At 38.9% G+C, this 15,286-nt stretch carries 12 protein-coding genes; 10 read left to right on the top strand and 2 right to left on the bottom strand.

The genetic code is table 11. The features are described 5' to 3' along the window. The first annotated feature begins 4 nt into the window (after positions 1–4). The gene (gene pyc, locus MKY07_RS04225) at positions 5–3,439 is read left to right on the top strand and encodes a pyruvate carboxylase (protein WP_339263921.1); all 3,435 of its coding nucleotides are present in this window, start codon (positions 5–7) and stop codon (positions 3,437–3,439) included. A 438-nt stretch (positions 3,440–3,877) separates the two neighbouring features. On the opposite strand, the gene MKY07_RS04230 is transcribed toward pyc, so the two are convergent. Beyond that, entirely contained in the window at positions 3,878–4,789 is a 912-nt protein-coding gene (locus MKY07_RS04230) for a heme A synthase (RefSeq protein ID WP_008403443.1), read from the bottom strand. 893 nt (positions 4,790–5,682) lie between these two features. On the opposite strand from MKY07_RS04230, the gene coxB reads away from it, so the two are divergent. The 6 genes from coxB (at position 5,683) to MKY07_RS04260 (ending at position 11,554) form a co-directional block, all read left to right on the top strand. After that, positions 5,683–6,750 carry a cytochrome c oxidase subunit II gene (coxB, locus tag MKY07_RS04235; RefSeq protein WP_008403442.1) on the top strand — a complete coding sequence of 356 codons (1,068 nt, stop codon included), beginning with the start codon at positions 5,683–5,685 and terminating at the stop codon, positions 6,748–6,750. A gap of 38 nt (positions 6,751–6,788) precedes the next feature. Then, positions 6,789–8,729, top strand: coding sequence for a cytochrome c oxidase subunit I (locus tag MKY07_RS04240; protein WP_014824560.1), 1,941 nt, complete (start codon positions 6,789–6,791; stop codon positions 8,727–8,729). Beyond that, positions 8,729–9,355, top strand: a complete 627-nt coding sequence (locus MKY07_RS04245) for a cytochrome (ubi)quinol oxidase subunit III (protein WP_008403440.1) — start codon at positions 8,729–8,731, stop codon at positions 9,353–9,355. The genes MKY07_RS04240 and MKY07_RS04245 overlap by 1 nt, the downstream gene beginning before the upstream one ends. A 1-nt stretch (position 9,356) precedes the next feature. Next, positions 9,357–9,701 (top strand): cytochrome C oxidase subunit IV family protein, encoded by a 345-nt coding sequence (locus tag MKY07_RS04250; protein WP_008403439.1) that lies wholly within the window; start codon positions 9,357–9,359, stop codon positions 9,699–9,701. Between the two features lie 393 nt (positions 9,702–10,094). Next, a complete protein-coding gene (gene ctaG, locus MKY07_RS04255; protein WP_008403438.1) occupies positions 10,095–11,006 on the top strand; it encodes a cytochrome c oxidase assembly factor CtaG in 912 nt (303 codons plus the stop codon). 86 nt (positions 11,007–11,092) lie between these two features. Continuing rightward, on the top strand, positions 11,093–11,554 hold the full coding sequence (locus MKY07_RS04260) for a DUF420 domain-containing protein (protein ID WP_008403437.1): 462 nt from the start codon (positions 11,093–11,095) through the stop codon (positions 11,552–11,554). Between the two features lie 86 nt (positions 11,555–11,640). Here the strand turns inward: MKY07_RS04260 and MKY07_RS04265 are convergent, their stop codons facing one another. Beyond that, on the bottom strand, positions 11,641–11,997 hold the full coding sequence (locus MKY07_RS04265; RefSeq protein ID WP_008403436.1) for a YugN family protein: 357 nt from the start codon (positions 11,995–11,997) through the stop codon (positions 11,641–11,643). Positions 11,998–12,146: 149 nt separating this feature from the next. Here MKY07_RS04265 and MKY07_RS04270 point away from each other — a divergent pair, with 149 nt between their 5' ends. The 3 genes from MKY07_RS04270 to MKY07_RS04280 all read left to right on the top strand — a co-directional run bounded on the left by MKY07_RS04270 (position 12,147) and on the right by MKY07_RS04280 (position 15,249). Beyond that, positions 12,147–13,196 carry a CAP-associated domain-containing protein gene (locus MKY07_RS04270; protein WP_065216476.1) on the top strand — a complete coding sequence of 350 codons (1,050 nt, stop codon included), beginning with the start codon at positions 12,147–12,149 and terminating at the stop codon, positions 13,194–13,196. A gap of 76 nt (positions 13,197–13,272) precedes the next feature. Beyond that, positions 13,273–14,754: a UDP-N-acetylmuramoyl-L-alanyl-D-glutamate--2,6-diaminopimelate ligase gene (locus tag MKY07_RS04275; RefSeq protein ID WP_008403433.1), complete on the top strand. Its 1,482-nt coding sequence runs from the start codon at positions 13,273–13,275 to the stop codon at positions 14,752–14,754. A gap of 48 nt (positions 14,755–14,802) precedes the next feature. Beyond that, positions 14,803–15,249, top strand: a complete 447-nt coding sequence (locus MKY07_RS04280; RefSeq protein ID WP_008403432.1) for a YlbF family regulator — start codon at positions 14,803–14,805, stop codon at positions 15,247–15,249. The last annotated feature ends 37 nt before the right edge of the window (positions 15,250–15,286 follow it).

Consider the following 15,286-nt stretch of genomic DNA (forward strand, 5'->3'; position numbering starts at 1 on the left):
AGAAATGAAGTCGATTCAAAAGATTTTAGTTGCAAACCGTGGCGAAATCGCCATCCGTATTTTACGCGCCTGTAATGAGTTACATATTAAAACAGTGGCAATTTATTCTCGTGAAGATAGCGGATCTTATCACCGTTATAAAGCAGACGAGGCATATATCGTTGGCGTAGGGAAAAAACCGATTGATGCTTATTTGGATATTGAAGGCATCATTAAGATTGCAAAAGAGGCCAACGTGGATGCGATTCATCCTGGCTACGGTTTTTTATCTGAAAATGTTGATTTCGCGCGTCGTTGTGAAGAAGAAGGTATTCAATTTATTGGACCGACTTCAAAGCATCTTGATATGTTTGGTGACAAAGTAAAAGCGCGTGAACAGGCAGTTTCTGCACAAATCCCGGTTATTCCTGGTACGGACGGTCCTGTAGCAAACTTGCAGGAAGTAGAACAGTTTAGTGATTCATATGGCTTCCCGATCATGATTAAAGCGGCTCTTGGCGGTGGCGGACGTGGAATGCGTTTAGTTAATTCCAAAGAAGAACTGCAATCGGCTTATGAGCGTGCAAAATCTGAAGCGAAAGCCGCATTTGGCTCGGATGAAGTATATGTGGAGAAGGCGATTATTAAGCCGAAGCATATTGAAGTACAAATTATCGGGGATACACACGGTAATATTGTCCATCTCTATGAACGGGATTGTTCGATTCAACGTCGTCATCAAAAGGTTGTGGAAATTGCACCGTCAAATTCCATTTCCGAACAGCTCCGTAATGATATTTGTGATGCGGCTGTGAAGTTGATGAAAAATGTCGGCTATATTAATGCAGGGACTGTCGAGTTTTTAGTTGCAGACAATCAATTTTATTTCATCGAAGTAAATCCGCGTATTCAAGTTGAACATACGATTACGGAAATGATTACCGGTCTTGATATTGTGCATGCACAAATTAAAGTTGCAGAAGGACTTGACCTTCATTCAAAAGAAGTAGGAATTCCTGCGCAAGACAAAATTCCGCTGTTCGGTTACGCAATTCAGTCTCGTGTTACAACGGAAGACCCTGCGAATGACTTTATGCCGGATACAGGGAAATTAATGGTATACCGTTCAAGTGGCGGCTTTGGTGTTCGTCTGGACGCAGGAAATGGCTTCCAGGGTGCTGTTGTCACTCCATACTATGATTCCTTGCTTGTGAAAATCTCTACTTGGGGAATGACGTTTGAAGAAGCTGCGGCGAAGATGGACCGTAACTTACGTGAATTCCGTATTCGAGGTGTGAAAACGAATATTCCGTTTTTAGGAAATGTTGTCTTACATGAAAAATTCATAAAAGGCGAATTTGATACAAGCTTTATCGATACGACACCTGAATTGTTTGAATTCCCGGAACGTAAAGACCGTGGAACGAAACTATTAAACTATATCGGGAATGTCACATTAAATGGATTCCCAGGTGTTGAAAAACGTACAAAGCCTATTTTTGTACAGCCAGATAAGCCAAAATTAGATATTCTTATTCCTTCTCCAGCAGGCACAAAGCAAATTCTTGAGGCGCAGGGTGCAGATGGACTTGTGAAATGGATTAAAGAACAAGAAGATGTTTTACTGACAGACACGACATTCCGTGATGCCCATCAATCATTGCTTGCAACGCGTGTACGTACGCAGGATATGCTTGAAATTGCAGACGAAACTTCCCGTTTAATGCATGACTATTTCTCGCTTGAAATGTGGGGTGGGGCAACGTTTGATGTTGCATACCGTTTCTTAAGTGAAAATCCTTGGGACCGTTTGGAAAAACTTAGAAAGAAAATTCCGAATGTTCTGTTTCAAATGCTGTTACGCGGAGCGAATGCGGTGGGTTATACGAACTATCCGGATAATCTGATTCGTGAATTTATTCAGGAATCCGCTTCTTCAGGTGTGGACGTTTTCCGAATTTTCGACTCGCTTAACTGGATTAAAGGAATGGAAGTAGCAATCGATGAAGTACGCAATAGCGGAAAAGTGGCGGAAGCGGCAATCTGTTACACTGGCGATATTTTAGATGACAGCCGAGCGAAATATACGGTTCAATACTACAAAGATATGGCACGTGAACTAGAGGCGACGGGCGCACATATTTTAGCAATTAAAGATATGGCGGGACTATTGAAACCACAAGCTGCATACCGACTTATTTCCGAGCTGAAAGATGCGACTAGTCTGCCAATCCACTTGCATACACATGATACGAGCGGTAACGGAATTTTCTTATATGCGAAAGCAATTGAAGCGGGTGTTGATATTATAGATACAGCACTAGGTTCAATGGCTGGTTTAACATCACAGCCAAGCGCAAACTCATTGTACTATGCAATGAAAGGTTCTGAACGTAATGTACGTGGAGATATCGAATGCCTGGAAAAATTGTCGTACTACTGGGAAGATGTTCGTAAATATTACGTTGATTTCGAAAGTGGCATGAATGCACCACATTCTGAAATTTATGTACATGAAATGCCTGGCGGTCAATACAGCAACCTGCAGCAACAAGCAAAAGCAGTCGGTTTAGGCGATCGATGGGATGAAGTAAAGACAATGTATTCCCGTGTAAATCTAATGTTCGGTGATATTGTAAAAGTGACACCGTCATCTAAAGTCGTAGGGGATATGGCGTTGTTTATGGTACAAAATGATTTAACGGAAGACAATATTGTTGAGCGTGGACAAATAATTGATTTCCCTGAATCTGTTATTGAATTTTTCCAAGGTTATTTAGGACAGCCGCATGGCGGATTCCCGGAAGAAATTCAAAAAGTTGTCTTGAAGGATCGTACGCCTATTACGGTTCGTCCGGGAGAATTATTGCCGCCTGTTGATTTTGATCAGCTGACAGCAGAATTGACTGAAAAGTATGGACGAGCACCATCTAAACAAGACGTATTGGCCTATGCGCTTTACCCGAAAGTATTTGAGCAATATATTGATGCTGTAAATGCATTCGGCGATGTTTCTGTACTCGATACGCCTACATTCTTCTATGGATTGAAAATTGGCGAAGAAATTGAAGTAGAAATCGAAAAAGGTAAGACACTGATTGTTAAGCTCGTATCAATCGGAGAACCACAGCATGACGGAACACGTATTATTTATTTTGAACTGAATGGCCAATCTCGTGAACTGGTAATTCAAGACTTAACGGTTGAAGTTGACGGCAGCATTGCTTTGAAAGCCGATCCGTCCAACCCGAACCAAATTGGTGCAACAATGCCGGGTACTGTTCTAAAAGTCGTTGTTAATAAAGGAAGCACAGTAAAACGTGGCGAGCATTTATTAATTACTGAAGCGATGAAAATGGAAACAACAGTACAAGCGCCGAAAGACGGTATTGTAAAAGAAATCTATGCAAAAGCAGGAGATGCCATTTCGACAGGTGATCTGCTTATTGAATTAGAATAAGGTTAGAACATAATTAGTCCATTCAGCAGAACGAGAAATTGCACTATGCATTTTCTCGTTTTGTGCTTTTAAATATTTGGGAGTATACGTGAAAGGTAATATCATTTTTGAAGTAATTAATACGTAATGAAAATTTATATACTTGAAAATATGCAAGGTTCATTTTAAATAGAAAGATGATTTTTGTTCGTAGTGAAGGCGGCGAGTGCAACTGCCGGCTTCGCCTTTCGTTGCAGAGCGAAGCGGATTCGGAGTAGTAACTCAACAGCTACCTAGGGGACAAGCACGTGGGGGAGTGTACAGGCTCGACCTGTGCCCCCTGGAAAGCGTCCGCCGTAGCGGAAAACAATATAATCAACAGATAAAAATAAGACGTCCTAAACTTTAGAATTCAAAATTTGGGACGTCTTTTAATTTAAGATAATTTAATATAGGGTTTTATTTCGACCTTGAAACTAGCATAATCAAATAACATAATAAACCGAATAGAAGTGTTATTAATAACGAGTGCATTAATGAAACGAATAAGTGAAGTTTTAACAGGACTACGAGCATGCCTGCAATCACTTGTAAAATAACAAGTGAAAGGGCGATTGTCCAGCCCCAGAAAATTATCCGCTGATTTTTGTAGTTTCTGATAACATGGATAGCAATATAGGCAATCCAAACAACAAAGATTAACACTGCAAAACGGTGCCCCATCTGAACCCACTCATACATATTGTACGGCATCGTCATTGGCTGATCGTTACGGCAGAACGGCCAGTCCGGACAAACAAGACTAGCATCGGTATGACGTACAAGAGCCCCTGTATAAACAACTACATATGAATATAAAGTAACGCAAATAGTATGTATTCTTAATTTCCTGCTCATGTACAATCGATCGGCATCAAATTTTTTGTCGACTTCAAATACAATCAAGGTAAGCAGCAGTACAGCTGCAAATGAGATTAATGAAATTCCGAAATGTAACGCTAAAATAAAGTCACCTTGTCCCCATAATACTTGGGCAGCTCCAATGAGTGCCTGAAGAGCAAGAAAGAACAATGCCAAAAATCCTAAGAGCTTAACTTCACGAATATGGCCTAGTGCGCGCCATGTCCAAATAACAAGAATAAGAATAAAAATGGATACTGACCCTGTTACAAGACGGTGAGAAAATTCTATTAATACTTCGGTAGTAATTTCTTTCGGTATTAATGAGCCGTTGCAGTCCGGCCAGTTTCTACCACAGCCCAATCCGCTGTCAGTCTTTGTAACTAGTGCTCCACCTTGAAGGATGAGCAACATGCCGAGGGTAGATAAAACAGCAAACCATTTTAAAAATTTGTAATATTTTTGATGCATAAAATGAGCTCACCTACTTTAATTTTCGCTTCGCTACAAAGAGCGTCTCTAATTTTAGATAATAGCGAAAATATCTGAAAAATACAACCATATTAAGGATTGGATTGTAAACGCAACCATTTTTTCACAAATTGTTCATAAATTCGTCTCCTTGCATTCACAAATATTGGCAAAAAATACATTACTATATAGTTGTTGATGTGGATTTCTGCATGTTTCGTCAAGTTTGAGATGAAGTAGTTTGAAATTTCATGAAACGTCTAGAAATCCTATCCAAATTTAGATATAGTTATGGTAACGGAATATGCTTACAAATTTGAAAGGAGAAGTAAGTTATTGGACTCTTTTACCAAAACCCGTCGAACTATGTATAATTTTAGCACAATTATTCTTTAAGTTTTCTTGCACTTATAAAGATTGAGATTGGTACTTCACATTAATGAAAACTTAAAGAAGAATTGAAGAATTCTAGAATTTTGCTTATTTTTCTAGCAAAATAGTTTAAACTATGAGTTAGTAGTGAAATGGGATATAAGTAAAAATGTCTCAATAATTGAAAAATCCTACTTGTTTCGTAAGCGGATTTTTGTAACCGATAGCAGCGACTGCTGTCAGCATGTGAGGACTAATAATTTTCTAAGCCATATCATTTAAGCGAAACTTTACTCAAATATCTTAGATTTTTTCCAATCGATCTGGAATTTTCGTTAATAGATTGGAAGAACAGGAGACTAATCAGTATTTGAATATAAAGTGAAGCAGCGATTATGGGCGGCTAATAAAATCGGGATTCTTTCCAGTATGGTATTGCACTGTACAAGAATTCACATAGACATAACCGCAGTCCTGGTTACACATTAAAATACAACAAAGAAAGAGGGGTTTATTAAGCTATGATGAAAGGGCTTAAAAAATGGCGTTTATTCTCGTTATTAACAGTAATGACAGTATTCCTTTCAGCATGTGGTGAAGAGTATATTTCGACGCTTCGTCCATCTGGTCAAGTCGGTAAAGAGCAATTAAACATCTTATATTTATCCATAGCTATTATGGCATTAGTCGTAATTGTCGTATCGACAATTTATTTAGTTGCTTTCTTTAAATTCCGCCGTTCAAAAGTTGGCGAAGACCATATGCCGAAGCAAGTGGAAGGAAGCCATACTTTAGAGGTGATTTGGACAGTTATTCCGATTATTTTACTACTTATCTTAGCTGTTCCAACACTGCACTATACGTATAAATTTTCAAATGTTGCTGCAATGGACAAAGTAGACGAAAGCGGTAACAATACAGCACTTACAGTAAATGTTACGGCAAAATTATACTGGTGGGAATTTGAATATCCAAACCAAGGAATTATTACAGCACAGGAACTGGTTGTTCCTACAGGAGAAAAAGTATACTTCAACTTAATCGCATCTGATGTGAAGCACTCATTCTGGATTCCGGCTATTGGCGGAAAAATGGATACGAACGTTGATGGTATCAACAAATTCTATTTACAGTTTGATAGAGAATCAGCCGGGTTAAACGATGGTGAAGGCGTATTCTACGGAAAATGTGCGGAGTTATGTGGTCCTTCACATGCTTTAATGGACTTCAAAGTAAAAGCACTTGAGCCGGAAGCGTTTAACGCGTGGGTAACAGCAATGCAGGCTACTGAAGGTGCTACAGCGGATAAAGAGTCATCTAATTTAGGTGAAGCGACATTTGCCAACTCTTGCTTAGGATGTCACGCAGTATCCGGAGTTGCTGGTAATGGATTAGGTCCTAACTTAACAACTTTCGGCGATCGTAACCGTGTTGCCGGTTACATGGAGCATACAGTAGAAAACACGGCAAACTGGATTTATTTACCTTCTGAATACAAACCAGGTAATACAATGCCGGATAAACTTGTGACAGAAGAAGAAGCACAAGCGATTGCTGACTATTTAATGACATTATCAGTTGAAAAGTAATTATACATTAGAGAGAAACATTGAAGGAGGTTAAAGGTGTGAGCTCTGTTACACAGAAAAAGGGCTTTGGAGCACATGTATGGGACTATTTAACAACGGTCGATCATAAAAAGATCGCGATCATGTATTTAGCAGCCGGTACTCTGTTCTTCGCAATTGCAGGATTTGAAGCGTTACTGATGCGTATTCAATTAATGTTCCCTGAAAGTACATTCATTTCTGCAGGCCTATTTAACGAACTATTAACGATGCACGGCACAACGATGCTATTCTTAGCAGCAACACCAATAATATTTGCCTTTATGAATGCGGTTGTACCACTTCAAATTGGTGCACGTGACGTTGCATTCCCATTTTTAAACTCATTAGGGTTTTGGTTATTCTTTATTGGAGCAGTATTCCTTCACCTTTCATTCTTTTTAGGTGGAGCACCTGATGCAGGTTGGACTTCTTATGCATCATTATCTTTATACTCACCAGGCCATGGTATTGACTTCTATATTCTTGGTCTGCAAATTTCGGGTGCAGGTACGTTAATTTCAGGTATTAACTTCATCGTAACAATCATTACGATGCGTGCACCGGGTATGACGTTCATGCGTATGCCTTTATTTACTTGGACGACTTTAGTATCAAGTTCATTAATTTTATTTGCATTCCCTCCACTTACAGGTGGATTGTTCTTAATGTTAGTTGACCGTATGTTTGGGGCAAACTTCTTTGATCATACAATGGGTGGTAATACAATTATTTGGGAGCACTTATTCTGGATTTTCGGTCACCCTGAAGTATACATTTTAGTACTGCCGGCATTTGGTTTATTCTCGGAAATTATTCCGGTTTTCGCTCGTAAACGATTATTCGGATACTCATCAATGGTATTCGCTACAATTTTAATCGGTTTCTTAGGGTTCATGGTATGGGCCCACCATATGTTCACAGTTGGTTTAGGTGCTACTGCGAACGCAATTTTCGCTGTTGCTACAATGGCGATCGCTGTTCCAACAGGGATGAAAGTCTTCAACTGGATTCTGACAATTTGGGGCGGTTCGATTAAAGTAACAGTGCCGATGCTTTATGCACTTGGATTTATCCCGTCATTCGTTGCGGGTGGGGTTACAGGAGTAATGCAGGCAACTGCACCACTTGATTATCAGCTACACGATTCTTACTTTATCGTTGCTCACTTCCACTATGTAATCGTTGGTGGTATCGTAACAGGGTTATTCGGGTCAGCCCATTTCTACTGGCCAATTATGTTTAACCGTGCATTAAATCCTAAACTGGGAATGATAACTTTCTGGATGTTCTTCATCGGGTTCCACTTAACGTTCTTCATCCAGCATTTCTTAGGATTAATGGGTATGCCACGTCGTGTATTCACTTATATGGGTGGTCAAGGTTGGGATTTATTCAACTTTATCTCGTCAATCGGTGCTATTATGATGGGAATCGGGGTAGTATTGTTAGTAATCGATGCAATATTATCGATTAAATCAGAACCCGTTAACCGTCGTGATTACTGGGGCGATGGTCGTTCACTTGAGTGGGCGATTGAAACACCGCTGCCATTCTATAACTTTAAACAAACACCACTTATTCGTGGTTATGATCCGTATTGGATTGAAAAAGAAGAAGGCAACAAAGAAGGTATGGTCTATGCTGAGCCATTAGGTGAAATCCATATGCCAAACAATTCAATTCTGCCATTCATTATGTCAATTGGAATGATGATTGCCGCATTTGGTGCTCTATACAGCCCGTGGGGGGATCAAGTTCAGGCTGGTACAGCTACAGGAACAACACCTGCCATTTCTTTAGCATTAATTATTGGCGGTCTAGGATTAACAATTGCATGTATGATCACTCGTTCGTTCAAAGACGATTTAGGATTCCATGTAACAGTTGATGAAATTGAAAAAGTGGAAGCGGATTTAGCTCACTACCGTGCAACAGGTAATAAAGGGGGTATCAAGTAATGGATCTTAATCAAAAATTTACTCCACAAACTTGGCCGAAACACCCTGAACAAGCTACTATGGAAGGGAAAAACAAGTTAGTTGGACTTTGGATTTTCCTGGCATCGGATACAGTATTATTCGCGAGTGTATTTGCTACATATATCGCGCTTAAAGATAGCGGTCCGGCAGGGATGGAATTCGCGGCAAAGGATCTTTATGAATTACCGTTGGCGTTTGTGATGACCATGTTATTATTAACATCTTCATTAACTTCTGTATATGCGATGTACCATATGAGAAACTTTAACTATTCCGGTGTTCGTACTTGGATGGGCATTACAGTGTTATTGGGCTTAGGCTTCCTTGCACTGGAAATCTATGAATTCCAGCACTATGTACACATCGGGTTTGGTTATACACAATCGGCGTTCTCTTCTGCGTTCTTTACGCTCGTAGGGATGCACGGTTTGCACGTTATTATCGGTTTAGTTTGGATTACGGGATTAATCATCCGCAATAGTAGCCGTGGATTGAACTTATACAATGCACCGAAGTTCTTTGCAGCTTCACTGTACTGGCACTTTATTGACGTTGTATGGGTATTCATTTTCACGGTAGTCTATCTGATGGGAGTGGTTGGATAAAATGGGACACGAAACTCATGTAGAAGTACGTACTCAGGCACAATTCGAATATGACAGAGAACATGCCAAAGCGCATATGCGTAAACAAGTAGTAAACTTTGCGATCATGATTTTCCTGACTTTTATCGCATTTGCCGCTGTACTGGCTGATTTTGCTCCAACCTTTATCATTCCGATTATTTTATTATTGGCTGGAGTACAGGTAGTACTGCAACTTTATGCTTTTATGCACTTGGAAGATCGCACAACTCATATGGTTGGTGTTATTGAGTTCTTCATCTGGAGTGCAGCCTTCATCGCGTTTACGTTCTTCCTGGCGTTTACGACAATTATTTGGTGGGGTTAATCGCATAACAATGACGTCCTTAGCAAATGCTGGGGACGTTTTTTGTTTTTAAGGATATTAGCAAATGCAATATTATATAGGTACATAGAAAATTTATTATATTAGGGTTTACCCGCAGAAAGCGTCCGCACGCAACGGAAATCAACGGACTATAATTAAAAGCTGAGATTGACTTTAGTCTATTTCTATTTAAAGTACAATCTAACCTGTATATAAAATACATGTTTGATTCAAGCAATTGTCATAGTTCTTTCATTGATGTTGGAGAAATTGCCATCTATAATAAGGTGAAACTACAATTAATGGGGGTTTTCTTTATCACTACTGATTGTTAGTTAAATCAAACGGGCTTTTACGGGATAAAACTACTGATGTTTAAAGGAGCATGGTCATATGCCAATAAGTATATTCGGTTTTCAAGCATTATGGAGCCCATATTTATTCGGGTTTTTATTACTCGTAATGGCATTCTATTTTTTATTGACTGTTACGTGGCGAGAAAAGTTTAAAGTTAGCGAGCCGTTAAAGAAAAGTGAAGCAGCATATTTTGTACTAGGTATCATTTCTTTTTATATAATTAAAGGATCTCCAATAGACTTGCTGGGTCATATTATGTTTACAATGCATATGACGCAAATGGCATTTTTATTATTATTAGTGCCGATATTCTTTATTAAAGGAATTCCATGGTGGGTTTGGCAAGTAGTTGTGGAAGCACCGGTTATGCGAACAATTTTTAAAATTTTCACAAAACCGCTCGTTTCTATTATCGTCTTTATTGGTTTATTTTCGGTCTACCATTTGCCATCTGTATTTGACACGATAAAATTAAACGAAATTTACCACCTGGCATATACAGCAGTTCTGTTTATTTCTGCTATTTTTATGTACTGGCCATTATTGAATAATGTTGAAGGTCAGCATGAAATGAAGAATATGACTAAATTGGCCTATATTGCCTCGAATGCAGTATTAATAACGCCTGCCTGTGCGCTCATCATATTTGCTTCAAGCCCAATGTACGGTACATACAGTGATAGTGATATGTGGCTGAAGGCAATGGAATTATGTGTTCCTTCCTCTACATTGTCGGGACTTACATTGTCAGGACCAGAATTGTTCTCAAGCATGGATTTATTGAGCGATCAGCAAGTTGGCGGCGTATTGATGAAAATCATCCAGGAAATTATATTTGGTGTTATTTTATTTAAAATTTTCCGTAAGTGGTGGAATACAGAGCGCTCGAATCAGCAGGAAATTACGGATAATGCTTTAAAAGAGTTCCAAAATAGAACACAGTACTAATAAGATGTTAAACTGTGTAAAAATGGAGCAATCAACATAGTAATGTTGTTCATATTGATAGATTAAGTAAGAATGGAGATTTGAAAATGAATTTACCTATATTACCCACAATAAGCACGACGTTTATTGTCCTTAGTGCAGTGCTCGTAGCAATTGGCTGGGTATTGATCGCAAAGAAAAATGTGGAAGCACATAGAAAAGTAATGCTGGCAGCAGGTGTATCGGCACTGGCATTCTTTATCATTTATGTATCACGTACTGTGTTCATTGGCAATACAGCCTTTGGTGGACCGGATGAGCTGAAAATCTATTACACAGTCTTTTTAGTTTTCCATATTACATTAGCGACAGTTGGAGCAGTATTCGGTCTGACAAGTATAATTTCAGGTCTTAAATCCAATCTGAAATTACACCGCAAAATTGGTGCGATTACGAGTATTATTTGGTTCTTTGTAGCCATTACTGGGGTTATTGTTTATTCACTGCTTTACGTTATTTATGAGGGCGGCGAAACGACGTCTGTCTTTAAAGCAATTTTAGGTTTTTAAATTTGGGGGCTTCCTATACATTAGTATAGGGAGCTTTTTTGGCAAATAAAAAAAGCTGGGTTGGAAGTTGCCAGCTTTTAAAGGGATTAAATACCGTATGCTGATAGCTCTCTGCGAACATCTGCCAGTACTTTTTCACATTCTTTTACGAGATGTCCCGGGAATACCTCATCTGTGTATTCAACACCGTGTGGATAATAGTATTTTCCAATTGCAGGTTTGTTGATATTTAAAGTTGCATTATGTGCTCCTACATCTCCTGATACTGCATTACAAAAAACACGTAAATAAAAACGACCTTCACGTACATCATAGCAGCGGTCAAATGTCATCCGATCATAATCCCATGCACCGTGGCACTCTAAACCGAATTTGCCCATTACTGTCGTTAAAACTTCTTGATCAACTTTAACATGTTCGAGTTGTGTGTTTTCAAAATACATTTCTATATCCTCCCTTTGCCTATCATACATAAGTTTACGGTCAATTCTAATAATAGAACAAAATGGTAATTGATGCAATGACAACATTGTGTCATAGAGTCCAAAATTGGTATAATTATACTAACTGAAAATAATGTTGGAGGATGTTAATGAAAGTTTTATTTCGCATATTAATTATTGCTACTTGTATCGGGATTATTATTTATTATTCAAATGGAGTGTCCTCTCAAACAGAATTATTGGAAGGTCCGCCGAGCATTACGAAACCGGTAGTGGAACTTGAACCTTCTATGCCGTCTGAACAGTTTCTTCCGCGGCCAGCTACCGGTATTTCTACATTAATAGGAAAAACATCGAAGGAAATATTGGAAACATACAGTACCCCAAAACGAATCGATCCATCAGAATATGGATATGAATGGTGGATTTACGATACAGACAATGGACTATTAATGGTCAGTATGAAGGGGAATCGGGTAAATCAGATTTATACAAATAATAGCGAAATCGATATTGCACCGTTTGTAGTCGGGGAGCCACTGGATGATATATATCGTACGACAGTACTGGGGCAGGAGATAACGGTCGAAATCGGTGATAATATTTATATATTTGCAATGAATGAACAAGATTTACATGAACGTATTTTAGTGAAATATGATAATTTATATGCACAATTATACATAGATCATGAAACGAATCAATTACACAGTGTCCGTTTTCTGGATGGGGAAACACTCGTATTACATAAGCCATATGAAATGCAATTTATAGGGGAGCTCTATGAAGCAAGCACGCCGTCCAGCTATATGCAAATTGACATCAATTTGGCGAATCGGAGACAATTGACGGATTTGGCAAATTCCTTGCGCGTAGAGTATGGGTTACCGAAATTATTGCCTACAGACACGCTCGCTTCCTTGGCGGATTATAATAGTGAACATATGTTTTTGGAAATGATGGATTCTCAAATAACAAATGATGAATATGCGATTGGAGACCAGTTGAATGAAGTACAGCAAAGTTATGAGCGACATGGTGTCAATGTTGCAACAAATTATAAAGACGCCATTGAGGTAATTCATGGCTGGATGAACTCCAAAGAGCATCGGACATTGCTGATGGATGAGGAATTTACGCATATCGGTTCAGGAGCTTTTATGAATTACTATACTCAGCTGTATGTGAAACAAAAATGAAATAAATTAAAAATTAAACGCTGCGAAATGTAGCGTTTTTTTTTTGTCTTCATAAAGTAGGGTAAGGAGTGAAACCGTGCAAATTGGAGAATTAATTAAAGACTGGCCGTGCACTATGAAGGGCTCCATTAGAGTGGAAATAAAACGAGTGGAAGACGATGCGAATCTTATTTTACCTGGAGATGCTTTTATCGCCAGGAAGGGAAATAATTCGAGTGGTATTTCGTATATTGATAGCGCTTTGGAAAAGGGCGCAGCAGCAATTGTAGTAGATGATGAAAATTACTTTAATGAAGCGGATTTACCTGTACCGATTATTTGGGTACCGAACTGTTTAAGTTTTATTGCTTATGCAAGTGCAAAAATTTATAATTTCCCTGCCGAAGCATTAACCGTAATCGCAGTAACGGGAACAAACGGCAAAACAACTGTTACACATTTTATAGGACAAATTTTAAACCAGTTGGATAAGCGCGCTATGGTGATCGGGACAAATGGTGTTTTTATCGACCGGGAAAAATGTTATCCGGAAATGGAAGCACTAACAACATTACAGGCGAAAAATATTCAATTTTTATTTAAAGAAGCAATCCGTCTTGATGTACCTTACGTTGTTCTGGAAGCTTCGTCCATTGGTCTGGAAAAGCACCGTCTGGATCATTGTGATATTGATATCGGTATTTTCTTGAATGTGACAGAAGATCATATTGAAGACCATGGTAGTTTTGAACGCTACAAACTATCCAAACAGATTTTATCGACTTTGGCGAAAAAAAATATTATAAACAGTGATGACAGTGTTTGTCGTTCAATCGGTTTAGCGACAAAAGGCAAGCGTATTTTTTTCGGCAAAGGGAGCCATGTCGACTACTTTTTCCAAACGCTAGTTGACGGACCAGCATCAACGACTTGCTGTATTCAGCATAAGAAAGAGAAGCATATAGTGAACATCCCGTTAGTGGGAGACTATCAATGCAGCAATGTGCTTGCAGCGATCAGCTGTATTGCACAACTTGATTTTCCGTTAAGTGACATCTGCAATACAATCGGAAATTTAGTATTGCCTGAAGGTCGTTTTGAGCATGTGGAAAATCAGTTAGGCTTATCGATCGTCGTCGATTATGCACATACACCGGATGCGATGAAAATGATTTTACAGACATTGAAAAAACATACAAAGCGCCGATTAATTGTCATGTTTAGTTGCGGAGGTAACCGAGACAAGGCAAAACGTCCAAAAATGGGAATGATTGCATCAATTTATGCGGATTATATTATTTTAACGACCGATAATGCTCGTAACGAAAATCCGCAGCAGATCAATAAACAGATCCGCGAAGGCTTTTCTTCTACACAGGAGTATATTGAGTGCCTCAACCGAAAAGAAGCCATTGAGCATGCACTTAATTATGCGGAAAAAGGCGATACAATTGTACTGTTAGGTAAAGGTCATGAAAAAACACAGCAAATTGGAGACAAACAAAAATACTTTTCCGATTTAGTATTTGTTCGGGAAATGATAAGACAATTGGAAAAACGTAGGTTGAACAATCATTGATTTTCCCTTCAATTCTGTTATGATAAAGTGAGATTGGAGGAATAAACAATGCTCATGACTTCTGATTGGGTTTTTATTTTAGATGAGGTCGATGAATTAAATGCGATGATCCTTTCCTCTGAGCAAGCCGAAAACCTTCGTCTTGCGAAAAAGGCAGTCTACGAGGATGCGGAATTAAGCGCACAAATTATGGCCTTTCAACGATTAAAAGACCAATATGAGGATGTACAACGCTTTGGCAAATATCATCCTGATTACAATATAATTATGAAAAAAATTCGAACAGAAAAGCGTCTGATCGATATGAATGAACAAATCGCAGCACTGAAGGTCGCGGAAAATGATTTTCAGGATCTTCTCGATGAAATCAGCCTTCTCATTGGCCATTCCGTTTCGGAAGCTGTAAAAGTTCCGGTAAGCAATCCATTTTTCGCCAGCAGTTCTTCTTGTGGCAGTGGATGCGGTACAGGTGGCGGTTGTTCGTGTTCAGCTTAATGAAATAAAAAGAGCTCCCGAAAATTTCGGGAGCTTT

It is taken from the genome of Solibacillus sp. FSL W7-1472 (genome assembly GCF_037969775.1).
Classification (GTDB): domain Bacteria; phylum Bacillota; class Bacilli; order Bacillales_A; family Planococcaceae; genus Solibacillus; species Solibacillus silvestris.